Here is a 24516-nt window from a genome sequence, read left to right as displayed (position 1 = left end):
GCGCGTCTCCCTGGAAAAGTCGTCCGATCGCGAACAACCTAGCCGCCCACGGCACTTGGCCGCGCCCGGGGCCGGGTGCACTCAGCTCCCCAGTTCCCGTTCCCAGCCGTGGCCGCCCAGCGGGCTGACATAGCGCGGACGGCCCTGCGCCCCGCTGGTGCGGAACGGCTTGCCGTGGTCGTCGACGCGGACGGTGCCGTGCCGGTCGCCGCTGGACCAGTCCAGCTCCAGGTACCAGCTCACGTCGTGCCCGGCGGTGTGCCCGTTGACGTAGAACACCTCGGGGTCGGACTCGCTGACCTTGTACGGGAAGTTCCGCTGTCCGCCGATGGGCTGGGCCAGCGGGTTGCCCAGGTCGAGCGAGACGTCGAAGGACTTGGTGTCCACCCCGCCGCCGCAGCCGTTGCTCATCGCGTACGAGTTCCACGTCAGCGGCGCGTCGCTGCGCACCACCCGCACGTGCAGCCCCTGGAGCACGACCGTCTCGGCGCCGCTGCCCTGCACGGTGAGCACGACCACCTGGCGGTCGGCGGCGACCGCGCCCAGCGGCGTGGCCCAGCCGACCACGTCCTGGAGTCCGGGCGGCGGCGGCACGTTCTTCGGGCTGCGGTCCACCAGGAAGCTCTGCTCGCAGGGCACGTCCCAGTAGTACGGGGTGACGCCGACCGTGATCGGCACGGCGCCCGGCCGGCCGTTCGTGAGGGGCGAGGTGGAGCGCGGGGCGGCCGGGGTGTGCCCGGGGGCCGGGGAGGACGGCGGGGCGGAGGCGGAGCGCGAGGGCGAGAGGGAGGGGGACGCGCTGCCGTCCGGGTCCCCCGGGGGCGTGGCGCTGGGGCCGCTGCCGGTGGCGGAGACCGCCGCCGCGGCGCCTTCGGCGGTGCCGGACGGATGGGAGCGGCCGCCCGGCACCAGGTGCACCACGAGCGCGGTCGCGGCGGCCACCGCCACGATCCCGGCGCCCGCGAGCAGGGCGGTGGGACGGCGGCGGGCGCGCGGGCCGCCCGCGTCCCGAGAGCCGGAGTCGGGACCGGAGCCGGAGCCGGAGCCGGGACCGGAGTCGGGACCGGATCCGCGGCGGGAGTCGGGACCGGAGCCGGGGCCGGAGCCGCGGCGGGAGTCGGCTCCCGAGCCGGGACCGGGAAGGGCGGAGGCCGGGTCCGGCGCGGCCGGTGATCCGGTCCCGGCGGAACGGCCGGCGGGTGCCGTCTCGTCCGCCGCTTCCTCCTCCGCGGCCGCCGTCTCCCCGGCCGCCGGGCCCGCCCCCTTCGTCCCGCGCAGCGCGTCCGCGCGGACCCAGCGGCGGTGCAGTTCGAGGAGTTCGTCGGGGGTGGCCCGGCAGAGGCGGGCCAGCCGCTCGACGGGCGCGTAGTCGGTCGGTACGACGTCACCGCTGACGTACCGGTGCACGGTCGACGCGCTCATGTGCAGGCGCTTGCCGAGGGCCCCGTAACTGAGTCCGGACCGCTCCTTCAGCTCCCGCAGCAGCCCGGCGAAATCGTCCCCGGTCACCCTCCAGCCCCCTCCTCGCATCCCCGGACGGCGTCCCAGACGGTTGCCGTTCCCGCAGGTCAGACCCGCTTTTGGCGTTCCAGCATCCCGGTTGCCCCGGCAGCTGTGGCCGCTGGGACGGATCCTCCCACAAGCTGTGGAGCAGCCGAACACGGCGCTCCCGGCCCACCGCCTCACGGCGACCGGTCGAGCGCCGTTCTCCACGGCCGTCCACTCAGCCCTACCGAGGAGTTCCCATGTCCGCTCGCATCCGCCGCACCCGCCGCACCCGGCTGTTCACCGCCGCCGCGATCGCCGCCGCGGCCCTGTCCCTGACGGCCTGCCAGAGCGGCGGCGACGACAACGGCGCGGGCGCCGCGTCCTCCGCCGCCCCCGCGGGTTCCGTACAGAACGAGCAGCCGTCGGGCGCCGCCTCCGCCGACGCGAAGGCCCCGGGCGAGACCGGCACCGGGACGGGCGGGGGCTCCGGTTCCGGTTCCGGCTCGGGCTCGGGCTCCGCCGCCGGGAAGGGTTCCTCCGTGAACGGCGGCACGTCCAAGGGCAGCGGCAGCACCGGCGGTTCCGGCGCGGGCTCGCGGGGCACCGGCGACTCCGACGCGTCCTCCGGGGAGCTCGCGAAGTGCGGGGCCAAGAGCCTGCGCTTCAAGGCCGCCACGGTCTCCCGTCCCATCAACCACCTGCTGATCACCGCGACGAACACGGGTTCGAAGACCTGCATGCTGCCCATGTACCCGGCGGCCCGCTTCGGCGAGGCGCAGTCGGTGCCGCCGGTGGCCGAGGAGACCAAGCCGCAGGCGGTGACCACGCTGGAGCCGGGCCAGTCCGGCTACGCGGGCGTGCTCCTGTCCGGCGACGGCGACCACGGGCACACCGTCAACACCCTGACGATCCCCTTCGACGACGGCTCCATCGGCACGGTGGCGCTGCCCGGCAGGAGCGTCTACGTCGACGACAAGCTGACGGTGACGTACTGGGAGAGCACCATGGGACCGGCCGTGGACTTCTGATCCACGTCCCGTACCGCATCCCAGAGGGACGCCGTCTGCGCAGGTCACAGGGGGTTGTGACGTTCCGGCGTCCCGCATCGGCGGCCGGTTGTGGCGCGGGGTCGTGCCCACGGATCAAGCTGGGCGCGACCCGCCGCCGACCACGGCCTCCACCTCACAAGGACTGCTCGTGCCCGCCTCAGGGGGATCTTCCATGCCTGCACGTCCCACCCGCGCACGCCCCGCCCGCGCCCGCGTCCGGCTGCTCGCCGCGACGGTGCTCGTGCTCGCCGCCTCGGCCGCCCTGACGGGCTGCGACGACGGTGAGGGCGTACGCGACGAGGGGCCGTCCACGGACTCGGCGTCGCTGGGGCGGCCGTGTGCGACGGCCGCCGTCCAGCCCGGTCCTCAGCGCAGCTTCTGCGCGACCTCGACGGCCCAGTAGGTGAGGATGTTCCGCGCCCCGGCCCGCTTGATGCCGGTCAGGGTCTCCAGGATGGCCCGCTCCCGGTCCACCCAGCCCTTCTCGGCCGCGGCCTCGATCATCGAGTACTCACCGGAGATCTGGTACGCGGCCACCGGCACGTCCACCGCGTCCGCGACCTCGGCCAGGACGTCGAGGTAGGGACCGGCCGGCTTGACCATGACCATGTCGGCGCCCTCCTCCAGGTCGAGGGCCAGCTCGCGCAGCGACTCGCGCAGGTTCGCCGGGTCCTGCTGGTAGGTCTTGCGGTCCCCCTGGAGCGAGGAGCCGACCGCCTCGCGGAAGGGACCGTAGAAGGCGGAGGAGTACTTCGCGGTGTAGGCGAGGACGGCGACGTCCTCCCGGCCGATCTGGTCGAGCGCGTCGCGGATGACGCCGATCTGCCCGTCCATCATCCCGCTGGGGCCCACGACATGGGCGCCCGCGTCGGCCTGGACCTGGGCCATCTCGGCGTACCGCTCCAGCGTCGCGTCGTTGTCGACGCGGCCCTCGGCGTCCAGGACACCGCAGTGGCCGTGGTCGGTGAACTCGTCCAGGCACAGGTCGGACATGACGAGCAGGTCGTCGCCGACCTCGGCCCGCACGTCGCGCAGCGCCACCTGGAGGATCCCGTCCGGGTCGGTGCCCGCCGTACCGGCGGCGTCCTTCTTGGCCTCCTCCGGCACGCCGAAGAGCATGATCCCGGAGATCCCGGCGGCGACCGCCTCGGCGGCGGCCTTCTTCAGGCTGTCGCGGGTGTGCTGCACGACCCCGGGCATCGCCGTGATCGGCACCGGCTCGGCGACGCCCTCGCGCACGAAGGCGGGCAGGATCAGATCGGCCGGGTGCAGCCGGGTCTCGGCGACCATGCGCCGCATGGCGGGAGTGGTGCGCAGCCGACGAGGTCGCGTACCGGGAAAGGATCCGTACTTCGTCATGTCCCCTACGCTACGCCCGCCCCGGACGCCCTTTTGCCGACGCCCTGTCGACCCCGGCGGCCCCTCCGCACGACGGAACCACCACCTCGCACGGCCCCTCGGCGGAGCCTGATCCGGGGCGGTCAGTCCTCCGGCTGGGCGGCCAGCAGCTCCCGGGCGCGGCGCACCAGCGCCTCGCGCACGGAGTCCGGGTCCAGGACCCGCAGGGGTACGGCCAGACCGAGCAGGTACCCGGCGAGGCCGTCCGGGTCCGGGCCGCCGATCTCGACGACGGTGGCGCCGGGGCCGTCCGGGCGGTGGGTGCCGACGGTCGCCGGGACCAGCCGCAGCGCCTGTTCCAGGGGCAGCGGGAGGCGGACGGTCGCGGTCAGCGGATAGGGGCCGTTGGCGGTGGAGCGGGAGACGAGCTGGGCCGGGTCGGGCGGGTCGGTCAGCTCCACCGGCTGCCCGGTCGGCTGGAGGCGCTCGACCCGGTCGGCGCGGAAGGTGCGCCACTCGTCGCGGTCCACGTCCCGGGCGACGAAGTACCAGCGGCGGCCGGTGTGCACGAGCCGGTGCGGATCGACGTCCCGGACGGTGGACCGCCCCTTGCCGTCCCGGTACGCCAGCCGGGCGCGCTCGGCCCGGCGGCAGGCGGCGGCCAGCTCCAGCAGCATCCCGGAGGTGATCTGCGGCTCGGCGGTGCGCGGGGTGTGCACGAAGGCCGCGTCCATCTCCTCCAGCCGCTCCGCGATCCGGCGCGGCAGCACCTGGCGCAGCTTCAGCAGCGCCGACAGCGCGGCCTGGTCGCCGCCGAGCGCCCCGCTCAGCGCGGCCTCGCGCAGACCCACGGCCACGGCCAGGGCCTCCTCGTCGTCCAGGATCAGCGGCGGCACCCGGGACCCGGCCCGCAGCCGGTAGCCGCCCCAGGGGCCCGGTTCGGACTCGACGGCGTAGCCGATCTCCCGCAGCCGGGCGATGTCGCGGCGCACCGTGCGCTCGGTGACCCCGGTGCGCTCGGCCAGCTCGGCGCAGGTCCACGACGGCCGGGCGGCCAGCACGGAGACCAGCCGCAGCAGCCGGGCGGACGCACTGATCACGCCGGAAGTCTTCCACAGCCGCCGCCCGGCCGGACGGACGACCAGGACCGGAACTGTCCTGGTCCCGTCCTACGGTCCTCGCATGAGCACTGAGCACCCCGAGAACCCCGAGAACCCCGAGAACACTGAGAACTCCGCACCCGCACCCGCGTTCCGCTACGCCGCCGTCACCTTCGACTGCGCCGACCCCGCCGAACTGGCCCGCTTCTACAGCGAGATGCTCGGCCTTCCCGTCACCTTCTCCACCGAGGACTTCTTCTTCCTCTCCCGCGAGGGCGCCCCCGGCCTCGGTTTCCACCGCCTCGCCGACTACCGCCGCCCCACCTGGCCGGACGGCGGCCAGGGCAAGCAGGCCCACCTCGAAGTGGGCGTCGACGACCTGGACGCGGCCGAGGCCCATCTGCTGGCCCGGGGCGCGGAGAAGCCCGGCCACCAGCCCTCCCCCGACCGCTGGCGGGTCCTGCTGGACCCGGCGGGCCATCCGTTCTGCGTCACGACCCTGGTCTGAGGCACCGGCCCGCGAGCCCCCTCGCGCGAAGGAGCCGGTCCCGCTCCCCCCGGGCGGGACCGGCTCCGGTTCACGCCCGGTCACGGGGTCAGGGGGTCACGACCCACTTCTGGTTGGCCGCGCCGTTGCAGTCCCAGATGCCCAGCTGGGTGCCGTTGGCGGTGTTGAAGCCCAGGTCGTCGAGGCACTTGCCGGAGTTCTCGTTCCGCAGGGAGCCGTCGTTCTGGAGCACCCACTTCTCGCTCTGGCTGTCCGCGATGCAGTCGTAGATCTCCACCTTGGTGCCGTTGGCGGTACCGGCCCAGACGACGTTCAGGCACTTGCCCAGCGCCCGGACCGTGTGATCGTCGCCGATGGTCCACCACTGCGCGTTCGTGCCGTTGCAGTCGTAGATCTGGACCGGGGTGGCGACCGTGGTCTTGCCGCCCTTCACGTCCACGCACTTGCCGCCGTAGCCGACGAGCCGGCCCTGCTTGCCCGAGACGCCCACGACCACCGCGTCCAGCAGCTTGCCCACGTAGGAGCGCGGCAGCGAGCAGACGGCCGTCGAGGTGCCGTTGCCGGTGACCAGGCTGCCGTACACCTTGTAGTCGACCGGCGTCCCGCCGTCGACGTAGAAGCAGCCGGCCTCCGCCCGCCACACCGTGCTCGGTGCCACCCCGCTGCACGACACCGCACCGACCGGGCCGTTGCGCTGGGCCGAACAGCTCCCCGGGCTCGCGGCCTGTGCGGTGCCGGGGAGGACGACCACGGCGGTCAGCACTCCCAGGAGAGCCGTTCCCGCCGCCGACACGGTTCGTCTGACGCTACGTCTCACAGTCATGCGCCTCTCTGTTCACGTCTGTTCACGTCTGTTCACGAAAGCGGTGCAAGTGCGTTTTTGGAGCATCGGAAGCCTGATGGGGCCAGAGAGGAATGTCAACTGACATGGACGATTATCGGACTTCATTCATCTCAGTTGATGCCCTGCCGGGGCGGGACCGGACACGAAAACGGCGGAGCGCCCCCCGTGTGGGGGGCGCTCCGCCGTAGCGCTCAGCGAGTACGTCCGCTCAGGCAGGACGCCCGCTCAGGTCGTCGACCGGCGCCTGCGCGCACCCGGCCGCCGCTCGCTCGGCCGGGTCACCGGGTCGCCGGCCTCCAGCGCCGCGGCCCGGCGCTTGAGGCCGAAATCGGCCAGCGCCTCGGCCAGCCTGAGGACGGACGGCTCGGGAGCCATCACGTCCACGCGCAGGCCGTGCTCCTCGGCGGTCTTGGCCGTGGCCGGGCCGATGCAGGCGATCACCGTCACGTTGTGCGGCTTGCCCGCGATGCCGACCAGGTTGCGGACCGTGGAGGACGAGGTGAAGAGCACCGCGTCGAAACCGCCGCCCTTGATCGCCTCCCGCGTCTCCGCCGGGGGCGGCGAGGCGCGCACGGTGCGGTAGGCGGTGACGTCGTCGACCTCCCAGCCCAGCTCGATCAGCCCGGCGACCAGGGTCTCCGTGGCGATGTCGGCGCGCGGCAGGAAGACGCGGTCGATCGGGTCGAACACCGGGTCGTAGGGCGGCCAGTCCTCCAGGAGACCGGCGGCCGACTGCTCGCCGCTGGGCACCAGGTCCGGCTTCACACCGAAGGCGATCAGCGCCTTGGCGGTCTGCTCGCCCACCGCCGCGACCTTGATGCCCGCGAAGGCGCGGGCGTCCAGGCCGTACTCCTCGAACTTCTCGCGGACCGCCTTGACCGCGTTGACCGAGGTGAACGCGATCCACTCGTAGCGGCCGGTCACCAGGCCCTTGACCGCGCGCTCCATCTGCTGCGGGGTGCGCGGGGGCTCCACGGCGATGGTCGGCACCTCGTGCGGCACCGCGCCGTAGGAGCGCAACTGGTCGGAGAGCGAAGCGGCCTGCTCCTTGGTGCGCGGCACCAGGACCTTCCAGCCGAACAGCGGCTTGGACTCGAACCACGACAGCTGGTCGCGCCGCGCCGCCGCGGCACTGCGCTCGCCGACCACGGCTATCACCGGCCGGCCGCCGTCCGGGGACGGCAGCACCTTGGCCTGCTTCAGGGTCTGGGCGACCGTGCCGAGCGTGGCGGTCCAGGTGCGCTGGCGGGTGGTCGTGCCGCCGACGGTCACCGTCATCGGGGTGTCCGGCTTGCGGCCGGCCGTGACGAGTTCCCCGGCCGTGGCCGCCACCGAGTCCAGCGTGGTGGACACGACGACCGTGCCGTCCGAGGCGCCGACCTCCGTCCAGCAGCGGTCGGAGGCGGTACGGGCGTCGACGAACCGCACGTCGGTGCCCTCGGCGTCGCGCAGCGGCACACCGGCGTACGCGGGCACGCCGACGGCGCTCGCGATACCGGGGACGACCTCGAAGGGCACGCCCGCGGCGGCGCAGGCGAGCATCTCGGCGGCGGCGTCCGTGTCGAGCCCGGGATCCCCGGACACCGCACGGACGACCCGCCTGCCGCCCCGCGCGGCCTCCATGACAAGATGTGCGGCATCCCGCACCGCGGGGGCCCCGACGGCCGCTGACGTACTGTCAACGACCTTCAGCTGCGGCGTGCCCGTGCCCTGGACGGCGTCCGACGAGGGACCGGCGTCCGTGTGCACGACCGACACGCCCTGGCGGGCGTGCGTGCGTACGACGTCGAGCACCTCGTGCTCGGCGACCAGGACGTCCGCGCTCGCCAGCGCCTCCACGGCGCGCAGAGTGAGCAGTCCCGGATCTCCGGGTCCGGCACCGAGGAAGGTGACGTGCCCGTGTTCCGGACCGGCGGGAAGGGTGGTGGGGCTCAATGTGCTCGCTCCCCCATCAGACCGGCCGCGCCCTGGGCGAGCATGTCGGTGGCGAGTTCGCGACCGAACGCCATCGCCGCGTCGTGCGTCGAGGGCACGGGACCGGTGGTGGACAGCTGCACCAGCGCGCTGCCGTCGGTCGTGCCGACGACGGCCCGCAGGCGCATTTCCTTGACAGTCTGCCCGTCGGCCAGGATGTCGGCCAAAGCACCCACCGGGGCGCTGCAGCCGGCCTCCAGGGCGGCGAGCAGTGAGCGCTCGGCCGTCACGGCGGCCCGCGTGAGCGGGTCGTCGAGTCCGGCGAGCGCGGCGATCAGTTCCGCGTCGTCCGCGGAGCATTCGACCGCCAGTGCCCCCTGGCCGGGGGCGGGCAGAACCGTGTCGACCGACAGGAAGTCGGTCACCTCGTCGGCGCGGCCGATCCGGTTGAGTCCGGCCGCGGCCAGGACCACCGCGTCCAGCTCGCCGTCCCGGACGAAGCCGATGCGGGTGTCGACGTTGCCGCGGATCGCGACGGTCTTGATGTCCAGGCCGTGGGCGCGGGCGTACGCGTTGAGCTGGGCCATCCGGCGCGGCGCGCCGGTACCTATGCGGGCGCCGCGCGGCAGGTCGGTGAACTTCAGCGCGTCCCGTGCGACCAGCACGTCCCGCGGGTCCTCGCGCTCGGGCACGGCGGCCAGGACCAGGCCGTCGGGCTGCGCGGTCGGCAGGTCCTTGAGCGAATGAACCGCGAAGTCCACCTCGCCCCGCAGCAGCGCCTCGCGCAGCGCCGCGACGAACACGCCCGTGCCGCCGATCTGCGCCAGGTGCTCGCGCGAGACGTCGCCGTACGTGGTGATCTCGACGAGCTCGACGGGCCGCCCGGTCACCTGGCTCACGGCATCCGCCACCTGCCCGGACTGGGCCATGGCGAGTCTGCTGCGCCTCGTCCCCAGTCTCAGTGCCTTGTTCCTCATGCTGGCCCTCGGTTCTTGCCGTTCTTCACGTGGTCGTCGATGGCGACGGGGTCGCTCACGGCCCGGGAGACGGCGGCCACCGTCTCCTGGTCCAGGTCGAACAGGGTGCGCAGCGCGTCCGCGTACCCGGCGCCGCCGGGCTCGGCCGCGAGCTGCTTGACCCGCACGGTCGGCGCGTGCAGCAGCTTGTCCACCACCCGCCGTACGGTCTGGGTGATCTCCGCGCGGTGCTTGTCGTCCAGGCCCGGCAGCCGCCCTTCGAGGCGGGCGATCTCGCTGGACACGACGTCGGCGGCCATGGTGCGCAGGGCGACCACGGTGGGCGTGATGTGCGCCGCCCGCTGGGCCGCCCCGAAGGCCGCGACCTCGTCGGAGACGATCCGGCGGACCTGGTCGACGTCGGCCGCCATCGGCGCGTCGGCGGAGGCGTCGGCGAGCGACTCGATGTCCACCAGGCGCGCCCCGGCCAGCCGGTGCGCGGCGGCGTCGACGTCGCGGGGCATGGCCAGGTCGAGGACGAAGAGGACCGGCTCGGGGCGCGGCAGCACGGCGACCGGTTCGGGCCTGCGGCGCTCGGGGACCCGGCCGGCGGTGGCGGCGGTCGCGGCGAGCGCGGTGATCAGCTCGGCGTCCGCGCCGGCCTCCGCCTGCGCGTCGCGCGTGCGGTCCCGCTCCAGCAGCGAGGTGCCGCCGTCCACCCACGCGCCGTGCTGCTCCAGGGTGGCCGCGTCGATGCCCGCCACGGCGGACTCGCCGAGCAGGGAGAAGGCGGGTTCCACGGCGGCCAGGTCCAGCGGGCAGTTCTCCTCACCGGCACCGGCGGGCGGCAGCGGCGTCGTGGCCGTCTCGCGCGCGTCCGGCTTCGCCGCCGGGGCGGTGCGGCTCCGGGCGGCTTCGGCGTACGGGGCCGCCGGGTCCGTGCGACCGTCGTGCGGGGCCGCGACGGGTGCTCCGGTACGGCCCTCGATCGCGGCGGCGATCGCCTCGGCCGTCAGGACGAGTCCCGTCGCGCCGGTACAGGAGACGGCGACGTCTGCACGTGTCAGCTCGACCGGTACCGCGTCCATCGGTACCGCGCGGGCCGGCACGTGCGTGTCGTCGCCCTCGGTGAGGATCCGGGCGAGCCGCTCGGCGCGCTCCTGGGTGCGGTTGGCGATCACGACCTCGGCGACCCCGGCGCGCGCCAGCGTGGCGGCGGCCAGTGACGACATCGAACCGGCGCCGATGACCAGGGCCTTCTTGCCGCGCGCCCAGTCGGCGACGGGCGCGCCTGCGGACAGCTGCTCCAGGCCGAAGGTGACCAGGGACTGCCCGGCGCGGTCGATGCCGGTCTCCGAGTGCGCCCGCTTGCCCACCCGCAGGGCCTGCTGGAACAGGTCGTTCAGCAGCCGCCCGGCGGTGTGCAGCTCCTGGGCGCGGGCCAGGGAGTCCTTGATCTGGCCGAGGATCTGGCCCTCGCCGACGACCATCGAGTCCAGGCCGCAGGCCACCGAGAACAGGTGGTGGACGGCCCGGTCCTCGTAGTGCACATAGAGATAGGGGGTGAGTTCCTCCAGGCCGACCCCGCTGTGCCGGGCGAGCAGCGTGGACAGCTCGGCGACACCGGCGTGGAACTTGTCCACGTCGGCGTACAGCTCGATGCGGTTGCAGGTGGCCAGGACCGCGGCCTCGGTGGCGGGCTCCGCGGCGACGGTGTCCTGGAGCAGCTTGGCCCGGTCGTCCGCGTTCAGCGAGGCGCGCTCCAGGAGGCTGACCGGGGCGCTGCGGTGACTCAGTCCGACGACGAGCAGGCTCATGCCGGCATCACGGCGGGGACGTCCCCGTCGGGCCCCTGGTCGGCGGAGCGCTTGCGGGCGGCACCGGCGGCGGGCAGCGGGCCCTCGGCGGCGGCCTCCTCACCGGCCTTGCGCTGCTCGTGGAAGGCGAGGATCTGGAGTTCGATGGAGAGGTCGACCTTGCGCACGTCGACCCCTTCGGGGACGTTGAGCACGGTCGGCGCGAAGTTCAGGATGGAGGTCACCCCGGCGGCGACGAGCCGGTCGCAGACCTGCTGGGCGGCGCCCGCGGGGGTCGCGATCACGCCGATCGAGACGCCGTTGTCCCGGATGATCGCCTCCAGCTCGTCGGTGTGCTGGACGGGGATCCCGGCGACGGGCTTCCCGGCCATCGCGGGGTCGGCGTCGATGAGCGCGGCCACCCGGAAGCCGCGGGAGGCGAAGCCGCCGTAGTTGGCGAGCGCGGCGCCGAGGTTGCCGATACCGACGATCACAACCGGCCAGTCCTGGGTCAGGCCCAGTTCGCGGGAGATCTGGTAGACGAGATACTCGACGTCGTAGCCCACACCGCGGGTCCCGTAGGAGCCGAGGTAGGAGAAGTCCTTGCGCAGCTTGGCGGAGTTGACTCCCGCCGCCGCCGCCAGCTCCTCGGAGGAGACGGTGGGCACCGAGCGCTCCGACAGCGCGGTCAGGGCTCGGAGGTACAGCGGAAGCCGGGCGACGGTGGCCTCGGGAATCCCTCGGCTACGGGTCGCCGGTCGGTGAGTTCGGCCAGTTGCCACGGTGCTCCTGCGGGTAGAGCGGGGCTCTGGGCGGCCATACGTCCCCGGACCGCCCCGTCGACAGCAGGCTATGTCTTTGTGAACGCGTGCACAAAGATGGTGTCCGATTTGCCCGGCCAACGTGACCGGGGTCACGCGCCCCCGGCGCACACGTCTGGAACCGGCGCACTCGCCGCCGCGTTCCTTACTTGTTGGGGGCAAAACCGCACACGCTCCTCTGTGATCGCCGCCCCCGAGACCAAGCCGCCGTCGATCCTAAGCGACTTTCGGCCACTTTGTACCCGCCGGTCAGTCACGCTCGCTCCCTCGGCCGGTCCCGGGCGGGCCCCCGCAGGCCCTTGCGGGCCCCCGCGGTGCTCCCGCCCCGCTCAGCCGGCGAGCGCCCGCCGCAGCCGCTCCTCGTTCACCCGCCAGAAGGTGTGCTGCTCCCCGTCGATCAGCACCACCGGGATCTGCTCCCAGTACGCGTCGTACAGCGCCGCGTCCTCGGTGATGTCCCTGCCCTCCCACCGCACGCCCAGCTCCCCGCACACCTTCTCGACGACCGCCTGCGCGTCGTCGCACAGATGGCAGCCGGGCTTGCGGACGAGCGTGACCAGCCGGTCCCGGGGGGCGGATGCGGCGGCGGACGACGCGGACGCCTTGCGGCGGAAGAGGGCGCTCATACCGGCATTGTCGCCCCGCCGACCGGCCGGGCTCCACGACCGCGGCCCCCGGATCCCCGGGTGCCGGCCCCCGGGTGCCGCTCGCCCCTCCTGTCGCCCCCCATGCGTCCCGTGCACCCCCTTGCAGCCCCTTCAGTGATCCCTGCCACTCCACGGCCGGGCGGAGTTCACGGGGTTCCCACCTCGCGGCTCCGGAAGTCCCGAACAGACTGGCTATGCTCACGCCATGGCCGCTCTCGGATGGCTCACCCCCCGTAGGCGCTCCGCCACCGCGCGGAGCGTGCTGGCAGGCGAGGCCTCGGCGGAGGCAGCGCGCAAGTCCACGCAGGAGGCGGACGCCCCGCCGCCCGCGCCCGAGGAGCCTCAGTTCCCCGTGCCCGGGGACGACCGCGCCGCCGCCTTCTTCGACCTCGACAACACCGTGATGCAGGGCGCCGCGCTGTTCCACTTCGGCCGCGGCCTGTACAAACGGAAGTTCTTCGAGACCCGCGACCTCGCCCGGTTCGCCTGGCAGCAGGCGTGGTTCCGGCTGGCCGGGGTCGAGGACCCCGAGCACATGCAGGACGCCCGCGACTCCGCGCTCTCCATCGTCAAGGGCCACCGCGTCGCCGAGCTGGAGTCCATCGGCGAGGAGATCTACGACGAGTACATGGCCGAGCGCATCTGGCCGGGCACCCGGGCGCTCGCCCAGGCCCACCTCGACGCCGGCCAGAAGGTGTGGCTGGTCACCGCGGCCCCGGTCGAGATCGCCCAGGTCATCGCGCGGCGCCTGGGCCTGACCGGCGCGCTGGGCACGGTGGCCGAGTCGGTCGCCGGCGTCTACACCGGCCGCCTGGTCGGCGAACCGCTGCACGGCCCGGCCAAGGCGGAGGCGGTACGCGCCCTCGCGGCGGCCGAGGGCCTGGACCTGTCCCGCTGCGCCGCCTACAGCGACTCGCACAACGACATCCCCATGCTGTCGCTGGTCGGCCACCCGTACGCCATCAACCCGGACGCCAAGCTCCGCCGCCACGCCCGCGAGAAGGACTGGCGCCTGCGCGACTACCGCACCGGCCGCAAGGCCGCGAAGGTCGGCATCCCCGCGGCGGCGGGCGTCGGCGCGGTCGCCGGCGGCACCGCGGCGGCCATCGCCCTGCACCGCCGCAGGCGCTAGCGACCGCCGCCGCCCGCCGTCCGCCACCAGACGCCGGACGCCACCGGACGCCACAGAACAGCACAGGACGCCACAGGAACATCACCGGTCACAGTCGCACTCCGCACCCGGATTCCGGTCAGACGACCGAACACGCCCACACACCGCGCCGGCCATTCCCGTTGGCGGTACACCGCCACGACATGCCCTGCTCCGGCACCGAATCCGAACCGGACCGATCAGCAAACGGTCAGTCTGTGGCACTCGATCGGGCGTCAACTGGCCACGGAAACGACGTAATCGATGATTTGAGCAACTCGGTGTAGCAGGGCCTACACGAAGCGTTATTCTCCTCAGACGCAATCCGGCACCCCCTCCGTCGCTACGACGGGTGAATGGTTCCGCACTGCACGTGATGCAAGCTCTGCCTCTGGGAGTCCCGTGTACCCACACGTCGGGGTTGACGCCTCGGGCCTGGCTACGCTCCGCGCAACGGTCCTCGACCTGCTGCGCGCCCTCGTCCCCACCGCGTACGCCGGCCCCGCCTTCGCCACCGCAGCGCCGATCGGCCCGTGCTACGCGCTGGCCGACGGCATGGAGCAGGGCCCCGCGCGCAGCGCCGTCGTCGAGGGCCGGCGCTCCGCCGAGGGGAGGGCGGCCAGACGAGGCCGCTCCGCCCCGGCGGCCACCGTCCGCCGCCCGGCCGCGGACAGCGACAGCGCCCGGATGATGGACCTCGTCGAGCGCGCCCAGGCCGGCGAGGCCGACGCCTTCGGGCGCCTCTACGACCAGTACAGCGACACCGTGTACCGGTACATCTACTACCGGGTGGGCGGCAAGGCGACCGCCGAGGACCTCACCAGCGAGACCTTTCTGCGGGCCCTGCGCCGCATCGGCACCTTCACCTGGCAGGGCCGCGACTTCGGCGCCTGGCTGGTCACCATCGCCCGCAACCTGGTGGCCGACCACTTCAAGTCCAGCCGCTTCCGGCTGGAGGTCACCACCGGCGAGATGCTCGACGCCAACGAGGTCGAGCGCTCCCCGGAGGACTCCGTCCTGGAGTCCCTGTCCAACGCCGCGCTGCTGGACGCCGTACGGCGGCTCAACCCGCAGCAGCAGGAGTGCGTCACCCTCCGCTTCCTCCAGGGCCTGTCCGTCGCGGAGACCGCCCGGGTGATGGGCAAGAACGAGGGCGCGATCAAGACCCTCCAGTACCGGGCCGTACGCACCCTCGCCCGGCTGCTGCCGGACGACGCCCGCTGAGCCCGCCGGGCCCCCGGCCGAGCGCCACGGCCAACTCCCCCTGAGTTGCCGTGCGTTGACTTCTCCACCCGATCTCCGGCCGTCCGTAACCGAAGTGCCGAGCCGCTCGTTGTGCGGGATACAGGCTCCCTGTGGTCACGCCTTGGCCCACGCTGATCACTCGATCGTGTGGCACGGTCGTGGGCGTGCAACCCTCAGGACCCCTGGGGAGTCGACCGTCATGACGAGAGGAGGTGCCGCCAGTGATCGCGAACGTATCGGCGCACCGGCGGGCGAACGCCTTCGCCCAGGCCCTGGAGGAGCTGTCCGACCGGGGCGCGGCGGCCGAGCAGTCCGAGGGACCGCCACCGGCCCCAGCAGCGGCGGAGCAGACCGAGCAGGGCCGGTTCCTGGCCCTGGCGAGCGGTCTGTCCGCACTGCCGAAGCCGGAGCTGGACCCCGAGGTCAAGGCCGTCCAGCGGGCCCAGCTGGTGGCCGCCATGGAGGCCATGCTGCAAGAGGGCACCGCGGCGGGCGAGGCGAACGAGCTGTCGGTGCCCGGCCAGCGCAGTCCCCGCGGCAGGGGCGCGCACCGGGCGAGCGGCCTGGGCAGGCTGCGACCGCGTACGCGGCTGGCCAAGGGCCTGACCGCGGGTGGGCTCAGCGTCGGGGTGGTCGCGAGCGCCTTCGGCGGCGTGGCCGCCGCCAGCTCGGACGCCCTCCCCGGTGACTCGCTGTACGGCCTCAAGCGCGGCATCGAGGACTTCAAGCTGCACTATCTGACCGACGGGGCGGACGGCCGGGGCGAGGCGTACCTCGACCTCGCCTCGACCCGGCTGAGCGAGGCCAGACGGCTGCTGGAGCGCGGCCGCGGCGGCCACCTCGACCACGAGTCCCTCGGCGAGATCCGCCGCACCCTGTCCGGGATGCAGCACGACGCCACCGAGGGCCACCGCCTGCTCCACGAGGCGTACGAGCGCGACCCGGAGTCCCTGGGCCCCATCCAGGCCCTGTCCAGCTTCTCCCGGTCGCACCGCGAGGCGTGGGGCGCGCTGCGCCAGAAGCTGCCCGTGCAGCTCGGTGACGTCAGCGACCGGGTGTCGTCGGTGTTCGACGCCATAGACGAAGAGGTCGCCCCGCTCCAGTCGCTGCTGCCGCAGCCCTCGGCCCCGGCCGGCGGCGACGGCGGGCGGCACGGGAGCGCACCGGCCTCGCCGTCCGGCACCGCCGGCGCCACCGACCGGTCCGCCCCGCCCGGCACCGGCGGCGGCGCGCCCGAGAGCGGCCACCGGTCCGGCAGCGGCAGCCCCAGCGCCTCCTCGGGCAGTGGCGGCGACAGCGGCGAGGGCCTGCTCGGCGGCACCACCGGCGGCCTCCTCGACCCGCCGAAGGCCAGCGGCAGCGCCTCCCCGCCCGCGGGCAGGACACCGCCGCCCGGCGCCCCCGACGTCACCATCCCCCCGCTCCTCCCGGGCCTCCTGCCCGGTCTGGGCATCGACGGCGAGGACGCGAAGTAGCAGCGGCGCACCGGCCGTACGACAGCGGTGGGGCGCCCTCGCACCGAAGAGCGAGGGCGCCCCACCGGCACGCACCCCGGAAGAACGGCGAGCGTCAGAAGAACACCGACCGCCGCTGCACCAGCAGCTTGTAGAGCGTGTGCTGGATCTGCTCGCGCACCTGGTCGGTCAGGTTGAACATGAGCATCGGGTCCTCGGCCGCCTCCGGCGGATAGCCGTCCGTGGGGATCGGCTCGCCGAACTGGATCGTCCACTTCGTCGGCAGCGGCACCGCGCCCAGCGGCCCCAGCCAGGGGAAGGTCGGCGTCAGCGGGAAGTACGGGAAGCCGAGCAGCCGCGCGAGGGTCTTGGCGTTGCCGATCATCGGATAGATCTCCTCCGCCCCGACGATCGAGCACGGCACGATGGGCGCGCCCTGCCGCAGCGCCGTCGAGACGAACCCGCCCCGCCCGAACCGCTGGAGCTTGTAGCGCTCGCTGAAGGGCTTGCCGATGCCCTTGAAGCCCTCCGGCATCACCCCGACCAGCTCCCCCTGGCCCAGCAGCCGTTCGGCGTCCTCGGCACAGGCCAGGGTGTGACCCAGCTTGCGGGCCAGCTCGTTGACCACCGGCAGCACGAACACCAGGTCGGCCGCGAGCAGCCGCAGATGCCGGTCGGCCGGATGGTGGTCGTGCACGGCGACCTGCATCATCAGCCCGTCCAGCGGCAGCGTCCCCGAGTGGTTGGCGACGATCAGCGCCCCGCCCTCGGCGGGGATGTTTTCGATGCCCTTCACCTCGACCCGGAAGTACTTCTCGTACACCGGCCGCAGCAGGGACATCAGCACCTGGTCGGTCAGCTCGGCGTCGTACCCGAAGTCGTCGACGTCGTACTCACCCGTCAGCCGCCGCCGCAGGAACGCCAGGCCGCTCGCCACCCGCCGCTCCAGACCGCCGCCGTCCCCGGCACCGCCCGCCTCCGGCTCCGGCTGCCCGGCCGGCTGCCCGGACGCGGGCCCGTCCGCCCCGGTGTCCTCCTCGCGCGCCGCCGTCCGCCCCGGCAGCGGCTGGACCTCGCCGACCGCCGCGGGCTCGGCGCCGCCGCGCCGGTGCGCGGCGCGGCGCCGCGCCGGCCGCGATCCGGAGCCCCCGCGGGAGCGGTCGTCGTCGAACGGGATGACCTTGGCGTCCGCCATCGTTGCTGCGCTCCTCAGTTGGCGCTCGGCGTCGGGAGGTGAGCGCCGCCCCGGCGGGACAGCGCGGCGATCCGGTCGACGGCCCCCGCGAGGGCTTCGGGCGGCAGCAGCCCGGGGCCGCGGCTGCGGACGAAGTCCTCGAAGGTCTCGGCGGTCGTGTACCGGGGGGCGAATCCCAGCGTGCGGCGCATCTCGTCCGTGGCCACGACCCGGCCGTGGGTGAGCAGCCGGATCTGCTCGGGTGAGAAGTCCGTCATACCCAGCGTACGCACCAGCGAGCCCGCCCAGGTGACCGCGGGCAGCAGCAGCGGCACGGTGGGCCGGCCCAGCCGCCGCGCGCACTGCGAGAGCAGCAGCACCCCGTCACCGGCGATGTTGAACGTGCCGCTGTTGAGCGTGCCCCGCCGGGCCTCCCGCGCGGCCAGCCGCAGCACCTCGACGACGTCGTCCTCGTGCGCGAACTGGAGCCGCGGGTCGTAGCCGAACACGGTCGGCAGCACCGGCAGCGCGAAGTACGCGGCGAGCGGGGTGTCCACGGTCGGCCCGAGGATGTTGGCGAAGCGCAGCACGCACACCGCCACGTCCGGCCGCCGCCGCGCGAAGCCCCGGACGTAGCCCTCGACCTCGACGGCGTCCTTGGCGAAGCCGCCGCTGGGCAGGGACTTGGCCGGGGTGGTCTCGGTGAACACCGCCGGATCGCGGGGCGCGGAGCCGTAGACGTTGGTGCTGGACTTCACCACGAGACGCCGCACGCTGGGTGACTTCTGGCAGGCGCCCAGCAGCTGCATGGTGCCGATGACGTTGGTCTCCTTGACCGTGGCCCGGCTGCCGCCGCCCAGCGCGGTGCCGGTCACGTCCAGGTGGACGACCGTGTCGGCGGACGCCTCGGCGAGCACCCGCGCGATGGTCGGCTGGCGGATGTCGGCCTGGACGAAGTCGGCGCCGCCCAGCGAGTGCTCGGGCGGCACCGCGTCCACGCCCACCACCCGGTCCACCTCCGGGTCACGCAGGATCCGCCGGACGAACCGGCCGGCGAGCCGGCGGGCCACCCCGGTCACGAGCACGGTCTGTCCCAAGATCAGCGCCTTCCTTCACGTCGCCGTCGGGCCGCCTTCGGGCCGCCTTCACGTCGCGTCCCGCGTACCCCGTGTGCGGCCAACCTAGTGTGGCCCCCCACCGCACGGGTGGGGGGCCACAGACACGCTCTCGCGTTGTCGCGCACTGACCAGTGGCGACCGGCGTCGCTACTTCTTGTTGCGACGCTGGACGCGGGTGCGCTTCAGCAGCTTGCGGTGCTTCTTCTTGGCCATCCGCTTGCGCCGCTTCTTGATAACAGAGCCCACGACTACCCTCGCTCACTTCTCATCACTCGGTGTTTGGGCGCCATGGGCCCACACGACCTACGAGGGGCTAGCCTACCCGCCCGAGTGCTGAGGCCGTTAATCGAGGTGTCCGGGGGTCCCGGCCGGGCCGGTACGGGCCCCCCGGCCGGTCGTCAGGCGGGTTCCACCCCCACATAGCTCTCGCGAAGATACTCGTGAACCGCTTGCTCCGGGACGCGGAAGGACCGCCCCACCCGGATCGCGGGCAGATGACCGCTGTGCACCAGGCGGTACACGGTCATCTTCGACACTCGCATCACCGAGGCGACCTCCGCCACGGTAAGGAACTGGACCTCGTTGAGAGGCCTCTGGTCAGCTGCAGCCATGACACACCTGCACCTTCCGCACTCGACGGTCGCCGGCTTCCCCTTCCGGTGACTCTTCGTCGCTGCGTGCTCACTCCCCAGACTAGGGGCGGGTGATGCGAGTGGGGAAGAGGTGCACGCATCGGCAACCTAGGGCGACAGACCCGCCCGGCCGAGCACATAGCGGATGAGCGGACGGTAGTACACGGATCGCACTCCGTCATCCAGCGGCACCACGACGGCCACGCGCCCCTCCGCCTGCCCGACGAACGGAGCGGGATCGTCCGTGTCCGCCAGACCCATGGCCTCGAACCCCAGTTGACCTGCTCCGCACACCCAGCCGTGGTCCCCGATCACCAGCTCGGGCAGCGGTCCTCCGGCCGCCGCGGCCGCGTCGAGGGCCACCCGGACCGGCAGCGGGGAATGCGTGTGTGCGCCGGGCTCACAACCGGGGCGCGCGGGGCCCGGGAGCCGCACGAGGGCCACTTGTCGTACGTAGTCCAGGTGGTGCGTACGTAGACCGAACCGGGTCGTTATGTCGACACAGCGACCCTGCGCCGGGGTGAGGACGGTACATCCCGCCGCCGACAGGGCGTCCGCGAGAGCGGCGTAGAAGCCGAGGAGCCGGTGCGGGTGCCCGGTACCGATCAGCACCGCCGCGCCCCGCCGGGCCGCCGCGCCGAGCCGGTCGGCGAAGGCGCCGAGCGCGCTCAGGGTCAGCTCCGGGTCAATCACATCATGGCCGAAGGTGCACAGCGGATCGGCCGAAACTCCGCACTTCTCAGCCATCAGTTCGATCAGCTCCCGCTGCCCCCACGGGAGTTCCGGGTCCAGGCCGATCAGCGCCCGGGGATCCCCGGCGGCGAACAGCCGGTAACTGCGCAGGCTCACCTCGCGCGTGGTGGCCACGACACCGGCCAGACGGGCACGGACCAGATGCGCGCGCAGCGCGGTGGTGCTCGACACGAGGCGATGGTGGCGGACGGCCACCGGCCACGTCCCGGGAACGGCACAACACCCCACGGCCGGCCTAACGCCACCCGCCCGGCCACACCCGATCGCGCCCGGCCGCCCCGGCCCTGGCAGGCCCGGCCCCGGCAGGTCCTGCTAGGGCTAGGGCAGCAGCCCGCGCAGCGGGAACGCCGCCCGCCGGGTCGCCAGGATCGCCTGGTCCAGCCGGTCCGCCGGGTCGTACCCGGCATCCCAGTCCGACCACGGCACCGGCCACCGCCCGTCCGTCATCCGCAGCGGCCCCAGTTGCCGCGTCCGCGCGTACACCTCCTGGCGCCAGCTCTCCGGGATCACCGTCTCCGGCTCCACCGGCCGCCCCGCCGCGATCCCCACCAGATGCGTCCACGAGCGCGGGACGACCTCGACCACCGCGTAACCGCCGCCGCCCAGGGCGACCCAGCGGCCCTCGGCGTGCTCGTGCGCCAGGTCGTGGCAGGCGACCTGCACGGCCCGCTGCGCGTCCAGCGAGACCGCGAGATGCGCGAGCGGGTCCTCGAAGTGCGTGTCGGCGCCGTGCTGGGTCACCAGCACCTGCGGCCGGAAGTCCGCGAGCAGTTCGGGCACGATCGCGTGGAACGCCCGCAGCCACCCCGCGTCCCCGGTCCCGGCCGGCAGCGCCACGTTCACCGCCGAACCCTCCGCGCTGTCCGCGCCGGTCTCCTGCGGCCACCCGGTCTGCGGGAACAGCGTCCGGGGATGCTCGTGCAGCGAGACCGTCAGCACCCGCGGGTCCTCCCAGAACGCGGCCTGCACCCCGTCGCCGTGGTGCACGTCGACATCGACGTACGCGACCCGCTCGGCGCCGAGTTCGAGGAGCCGGGCGATGGCCAGCGCCGCGTCGTTGTAGACGCAGAAGCCGGACGCCGCGCCCGGCATCGCGTGGTGCAGCCCGCCCGTGAAGTTCACCGCGTGCAGCGCGTCCCCGCCCCACACCGCCTCCGCCGCGCCCACCGACTGGCCCGCGATCAGCGCCGAGACCTCGTGCATCCCGGCGAAGGCCGGATCGTCCACCGTGCCAAGGCCGTACGCCGGGTCGGCCGCCGCCGGATCCGCCGACGCCGTCCTCACCGCGTCGATGTAGTCCAGCCGGTGCACCAGCCGCAGCGTCGACTCCCCGGCCGGCTTGGCGGACACCAGGCGCACCTGGCGGTCGAGCCCGAGGGCGCCGACCAGGCTCCGGGTCAGGGCGAGCCGGACCGGGTCCATCGGATGGTCGCGGCCGAAGTCATACCCCGTTACCGCCTCGTCCCACATCAGCTGTGCGCAGCCGCTCATGACCGCCACCGTATCGGTCGCCCGGCGGCGCGAACGACCTGGCGTACACCAGCGTCACCAGCACCAGGACCATCGGCACCAGCATCGCCCCGCGGTAGCTCCAGGCGTCGCCCAGCGCGCCCACCAGCGGCGAGCCGACCAGGAAACCGACGTAGTTGAAGATGTTGAGGCGCGCGATCGCCGCGTCCGAGGCGCCCGGGAACAGCCGCCCGGCCGCCGCGAAGGTCTGCGGCACCAGCACGCACAGCCCGAGCCCCAGCAGCGTGAACCCGAGCATGCCCACCCAGGCCCCCGGCGCCCCGGCCACCACCGCGAAACCGGCCGCCGCCACCAGCGTGCCCAGACGCACCACCGCCGCCGCCCCGAACCGCCGCACCCCGGCGTCCCCGAGCGTCCGGCCCAGCAGCGTGGTGACCATGTAGACGTTGTACGGGACCGTCGCCAGCTGCTCCGAACTGCCCAGCGTGTCCTGGAGGTACTTGGCGCTCCAGTTGGAGACGGTCGAGTCGCCGATGTACGCGAAGGTCATGACCAGGCAGAGCGGCAGCAGCAGCTTGAACACGACGGTCCCGCCCGCGCCCCCGTCGCCCGGGGCCCCGGCGGCGGCCGGATCACCGGAGCCGGCGGAGGTGTCGGCGTCGACGTACCAGCGGCTTCCGACGAACGCCGCCGGGAGCAGCACCGCAACCACCGGCAGATACGACGCCCACAGCGCCAGATGCCAGTGCGCGCCCGCCCAGGCCAGCGAGGCGCCGACGATCCCGCCCAGGCTGTAGGCGGCGTGGAAGCCGAGCATGATGCTGCGGCCGTACGTCCGCTGGAGACTCACCCCGAGCATGTTCATCGAGGCGTCCAGCATGCCCACCGCCAGCCCGAACACGGCGAGCGTCAGGGCCATCTCGGCTATCCGGTCACCGGAGCCGGCCCCGAGCAGCGCCAGCAGCACGACCGGCTGCGACCAGCGCAGCAGCCGACTGGGCCGGAACCGCTTGACCAGGTGCTCGGTGGTGACGCTGCCGACGCCCGCGAGGATGGGCACGGCCGCCAGGAAGACCGGCAGCAGGCCGTCCGAGACGCCGTAGCGGTCCTGGATGGCCGGAATGCGCGTCACGAGGAGGGCGAAGGCGGCGCCCTGGGCGAAGAAGCTGAACGCCAGCGAGGCCCTGCCGCGCCGCAGCACATCTGTCATGGCGGCGAGCGTAGGGCCCGTGGCTACCTGTGGGTAGATCCAGTCAAAGATGAGTTTTCCTCAGCTTCGACGGGACCGGCCCGCTCAGGCGGTGACGGCGGTCGCCGGGACGGCGGCGCGGGCTGCCTCGACGGCCCCGGCCTCGACGGTCTCCGCACCAGCGGTCTCGGCCCCAGCGGTCTCGGCCTCGGCGGCCACCATCTCCTCCATCGGCCCGGCGGCCAGCCCGCCGCCGACCAGGAAGGCGGCCCCGAGCGCGCCGACCATGAAGACCGTGCCGAGCCAGACCATCGTGTCCACGGGCACGGTGTACGCGCCCACGACCCGCGCCACGCACTCGGCCAGCAGCGCCACGCCCCAGACGACCGAGAACAGCCGCTCCTTGCGCCGGAAGACCGCCGAGCCGGCCGCCGCACCGGACACCAGCCGCTCCCACGCGGCCTCCTTGGCGGCGTCCCCCTTCACCATGAAGGGCTTCAGCCCCGCCGTCATCATCGGCCTGCCGAGGAACACCGAGACCAGGATGCCGATCGCGACCGTGCTGCTGACCCCGCTGTCCTTGGCCAGCATCAGCCGCGGGTCCCCGGAGACGAAGCTCAGCAGCAGCGAGACGACGTTCACGAAGAGGATCAGCGCCGCCAGGGCGTTGGCCCGCCGCTCCTTCACCAGGCTCCACACGGTCCGCAGCGCCGGGACCGCGCTGCTCCAGGCCAGCGCCGCGAAGGTGCTCGTCCCGAAGGCGTCCTTGAACACGTAGTACGAGCCGAGCGGCACCGCGATGTCCAGGATGAGCGGCCGGAAGTTGTCCAGCACGCTCGGGTTCCGGACGGCGTCGTCGTGGGCGGTGCTCCGGCTGTGGTTCCCCGTGGTCTTCGTCATGCCCTCAGCTTCGCCCGCTCAGGGGGTCCGGCGGCAGAACCGATCGTCCGGAGCTCCGCATGACAAATGTCAGCACCGCGCCGGTGGCCCGGGTCATGCCTCCGGGCGAACCAGCAGGTCGGTCAAGTCGGCCAGGGAGGAGAAGAGTCGGGTGGCACCCGCGAGCCGGTCGGCGGGGGTCATCGCCGCGAACCCGTACACGTCCATCCCGGCCGCCACGGCCGCCTGCACGCCCAGCGGGGAGTCCTCGACGACCACACACCGGCCGGGCGCCACCCCCATCCGCTCGGCCGCGTACAGGAAGAGGTCCGGCGCCGGCTTGCCCCGGCCGACGTCCTGCGCGCTGAAGACCCGGCCCTCCTCGAACCACCGGTCGAGCCCCGTGGCGCGGTGCCCCACCCGTATGCGCTCATGGCTCCCCGAGGAGGCCACGCAGTACGGCGTCCCGTCCGCCGCCAGCTTCTCCAGTACGCCGACGGCGCCGGGCACGGGCTTCAGCTCCCGCTCGAAGGCGGCGAAGACCCGGGCGTGGAAGACGTCGTCGAAGTCGTCCGGCAGCCGCTTCCCGGTGCGCTCCAGCACCAGGTCGTGCACCCGGTGCATCGCCGCGCCCATGTAGTCGCGGAGCGAGTCCTCGTACGAGGTCGGGTGGCCCAGCTCGGTGAGGTAACCGGCGAGCAGACGGTTCGAGAGGGGCTCGCTGTCGACGAGCACACCGTCGTTGTCGAAGATGACGAGGTCATAGCGCATAGGAAAGAGCCTAGACGCAGAAAAGGCCCACACCGTGAGGTGTGGGCCTTTCCTGAATGATTGTTCGGCGGTGTCCTACTCTCCCACAGGGTCCCCCCTGCAGTACCATCGGCGCTGTAAGGCTTAGCTTCCGGGTTCGGAATGTAACCGGGCGTTTCCCTCACGCTATGACCACCGAAACACTATGAAACAATCAACCGCACCACACCGTGACCTGGCA

At 73.3% G+C, this 24516-nt stretch carries 24 protein-coding genes and 1 rRNA gene; 6 read left to right on the top strand and 19 right to left on the bottom strand.

The genetic code is table 11. The features are described from left to right. Positions 1–81: 81 nt before the first annotated feature. Positions 82–1509 (bottom strand): helix-turn-helix domain-containing protein, encoded by a 1428-nt coding sequence (locus A8713_RS17795; RefSeq protein WP_064534467.1) that lies wholly within the window; start codon positions 1507–1509, stop codon positions 82–84. Between the two features lie 236 nt (positions 1510–1745). Here A8713_RS17795 and A8713_RS17790 point away from each other — a divergent pair, with 236 nt between their 5' ends. Further along, a complete protein-coding gene (locus A8713_RS17790) occupies positions 1746–2516 on the top strand; it encodes a DUF4232 domain-containing protein (protein ID WP_064534466.1) in 771 nt (256 codons plus the stop codon). A gap of 193 nt (positions 2517–2709) precedes the next feature. Further along, a complete protein-coding gene (locus A8713_RS17785; protein WP_064534465.1) occupies positions 2710–2940 on the top strand; it encodes a hypothetical protein in 231 nt (76 codons plus the stop codon). Here A8713_RS17785 and hemB read toward each other — a convergent pair. Beyond that, entirely contained in the window at positions 2904–3896 is a 993-nt protein-coding gene (hemB, locus tag A8713_RS17780; protein WP_064534464.1) for a porphobilinogen synthase, read from the bottom strand. The two genes, A8713_RS17785 and hemB, sit on opposite strands and share 37 nt — an antisense overlap. Before the next feature lie 122 nt (positions 3897–4018). Further along, positions 4019–4975, bottom strand: a complete 957-nt coding sequence (locus tag A8713_RS17775) for a helix-turn-helix transcriptional regulator (RefSeq protein WP_064534463.1) — start codon at positions 4973–4975, stop codon at positions 4019–4021. An 82-nt stretch (positions 4976–5057) separates the two neighbouring features. Here A8713_RS17775 and A8713_RS17770 point away from each other — a divergent pair, with 82 nt between their 5' ends. Beyond that, entirely contained in the window at positions 5058–5483 is a 426-nt protein-coding gene (locus tag A8713_RS17770) for a VOC family protein (RefSeq protein ID WP_064534462.1), read from the top strand. Between the two features lie 88 nt (positions 5484–5571). Here the strand turns inward: A8713_RS17770 and A8713_RS17765 are convergent, their stop codons facing one another. From A8713_RS17765 to A8713_RS17740, 6 genes are all read right to left on the bottom strand, one after another. Beyond that, positions 5572–6306: an RICIN domain-containing protein gene (locus tag A8713_RS17765; RefSeq protein ID WP_237305404.1), complete on the bottom strand. Its 735-nt coding sequence runs from the start codon at positions 6304–6306 to the stop codon at positions 5572–5574. Positions 6307–6552: 246 nt separating this feature from the next. Then, positions 6553–8262: a uroporphyrinogen-III synthase gene (locus A8713_RS17760; protein ID WP_064534460.1), complete on the bottom strand. Its 1710-nt coding sequence runs from the start codon at positions 8260–8262 to the stop codon at positions 6553–6555. After that, positions 8259–9218 carry a hydroxymethylbilane synthase gene (gene hemC, locus A8713_RS17755; protein ID WP_064534459.1) on the bottom strand — a complete coding sequence of 320 codons (960 nt, stop codon included), beginning with the start codon at positions 9216–9218 and terminating at the stop codon, positions 8259–8261. Before hemC ends, A8713_RS17760 begins: the two co-directional genes overlap by 4 nt. Further along, entirely contained in the window at positions 9215–11014 is a 1800-nt protein-coding gene (locus tag A8713_RS17750) for a glutamyl-tRNA reductase (protein WP_064534458.1), read from the bottom strand. The genes hemC and A8713_RS17750 overlap by 4 nt, the downstream gene beginning before the upstream one ends. Further along, the gene (locus tag A8713_RS17745; RefSeq protein WP_064534457.1) at positions 11011–11775 is read right to left on the bottom strand and encodes a redox-sensing transcriptional repressor Rex; all 765 of its coding nucleotides are present in this window, start codon (positions 11773–11775) and stop codon (positions 11011–11013) included. Before A8713_RS17745 ends, A8713_RS17750 begins: the two co-directional genes overlap by 4 nt. Positions 11776–12143: 368 nt before the next feature. Next, positions 12144–12440: a glutaredoxin family protein gene (locus A8713_RS17740; RefSeq protein ID WP_064534456.1), complete on the bottom strand. Its 297-nt coding sequence runs from the start codon at positions 12438–12440 to the stop codon at positions 12144–12146. 226 nt (positions 12441–12666) lie between these two features. Between A8713_RS17740 and A8713_RS17735 the strand changes: the two genes are divergently transcribed. From A8713_RS17735 to A8713_RS17725, 3 genes are all read left to right on the top strand, one after another. Further along, positions 12667–13593 (top strand): HAD family hydrolase, encoded by a 927-nt coding sequence (locus A8713_RS17735; RefSeq protein ID WP_064534455.1) that lies wholly within the window; start codon positions 12667–12669, stop codon positions 13591–13593. Between the two features lie 420 nt (positions 13594–14013). Beyond that, complete coding sequence (locus A8713_RS17730) at positions 14014–14835, top strand: ECF subfamily RNA polymerase sigma factor, BldN family (protein ID WP_064534454.1); 822 nt, start codon at positions 14014–14016, stop codon at positions 14833–14835. A gap of 242 nt (positions 14836–15077) precedes the next feature. After that, positions 15078–16331, top strand: coding sequence for a DUF5667 domain-containing protein (locus A8713_RS17725; RefSeq protein ID WP_064534453.1), 1254 nt, complete (start codon positions 15078–15080; stop codon positions 16329–16331). Between the two features lie 94 nt (positions 16332–16425). Here the strand turns inward: A8713_RS17725 and A8713_RS17720 are convergent, their stop codons facing one another. From A8713_RS17720 to rrf, 10 genes are all read right to left on the bottom strand, one after another. Then, positions 16426–17505, bottom strand: a complete 1080-nt coding sequence (locus A8713_RS17720; RefSeq protein ID WP_064534452.1) for a lysophospholipid acyltransferase family protein — start codon at positions 17503–17505, stop codon at positions 16426–16428. Positions 17506–17519: 14 nt separating this feature from the next. Further along, on the bottom strand, positions 17520–18581 hold the full coding sequence (locus tag A8713_RS17715; protein WP_064534451.1) for an NAD-dependent epimerase/dehydratase family protein: 1062 nt from the start codon (positions 18579–18581) through the stop codon (positions 17520–17522). 168 nt (positions 18582–18749) lie between these two features. Continuing rightward, a complete protein-coding gene (locus A8713_RS32395) occupies positions 18750–18848 on the bottom strand; it encodes a 30S ribosomal protein bS22 (RefSeq protein WP_003948845.1) in 99 nt (32 codons plus the stop codon). A gap of 152 nt (positions 18849–19000) precedes the next feature. Next, entirely contained in the window at positions 19001–19213 is a 213-nt protein-coding gene (locus tag A8713_RS17710; RefSeq protein WP_018568181.1) for a helix-turn-helix domain-containing protein, read from the bottom strand. 129 nt (positions 19214–19342) lie between these two features. After that, entirely contained in the window at positions 19343–20158 is an 816-nt protein-coding gene (locus tag A8713_RS17705) for a phosphatase (protein ID WP_064537565.1), read from the bottom strand. Between the two features lie 147 nt (positions 20159–20305). Then, complete coding sequence (locus A8713_RS17700) at positions 20306–21478, bottom strand: acetoin utilization protein AcuC (protein WP_064534450.1); 1173 nt, start codon at positions 21476–21478, stop codon at positions 20306–20308. Further along, positions 21429–22667: an MFS transporter gene (locus A8713_RS17695; RefSeq protein WP_079159026.1), complete on the bottom strand. Its 1239-nt coding sequence runs from the start codon at positions 22665–22667 to the stop codon at positions 21429–21431. Before A8713_RS17695 ends, A8713_RS17700 begins: the two co-directional genes overlap by 50 nt. An 84-nt stretch (positions 22668–22751) precedes the next feature. Next, positions 22752–23546, bottom strand: coding sequence for a VC0807 family protein (locus tag A8713_RS17690; protein ID WP_064534448.1), 795 nt, complete (start codon positions 23544–23546; stop codon positions 22752–22754). Positions 23547–23639: 93 nt separating this feature from the next. After that, the gene (locus A8713_RS17685; protein WP_064534447.1) at positions 23640–24296 is read right to left on the bottom strand and encodes an HAD family hydrolase; all 657 of its coding nucleotides are present in this window, start codon (positions 24294–24296) and stop codon (positions 23640–23642) included. Positions 24297–24358: 62 nt separating this feature from the next. Beyond that, positions 24359–24475 (bottom strand): 5S ribosomal RNA (rrf, locus tag A8713_RS17680). Positions 24476–24516: the final 41 nt, after the last annotated feature.

The organism is Streptomyces sp. SAT1, assembly GCF_001654495.1.
GTDB lineage: Bacteria > Actinomycetota > Actinomycetes > Streptomycetales > Streptomycetaceae > Streptomyces > Streptomyces andamanensis.
This window is presented reverse-complemented; position numbering and strand designations above follow the sequence as displayed.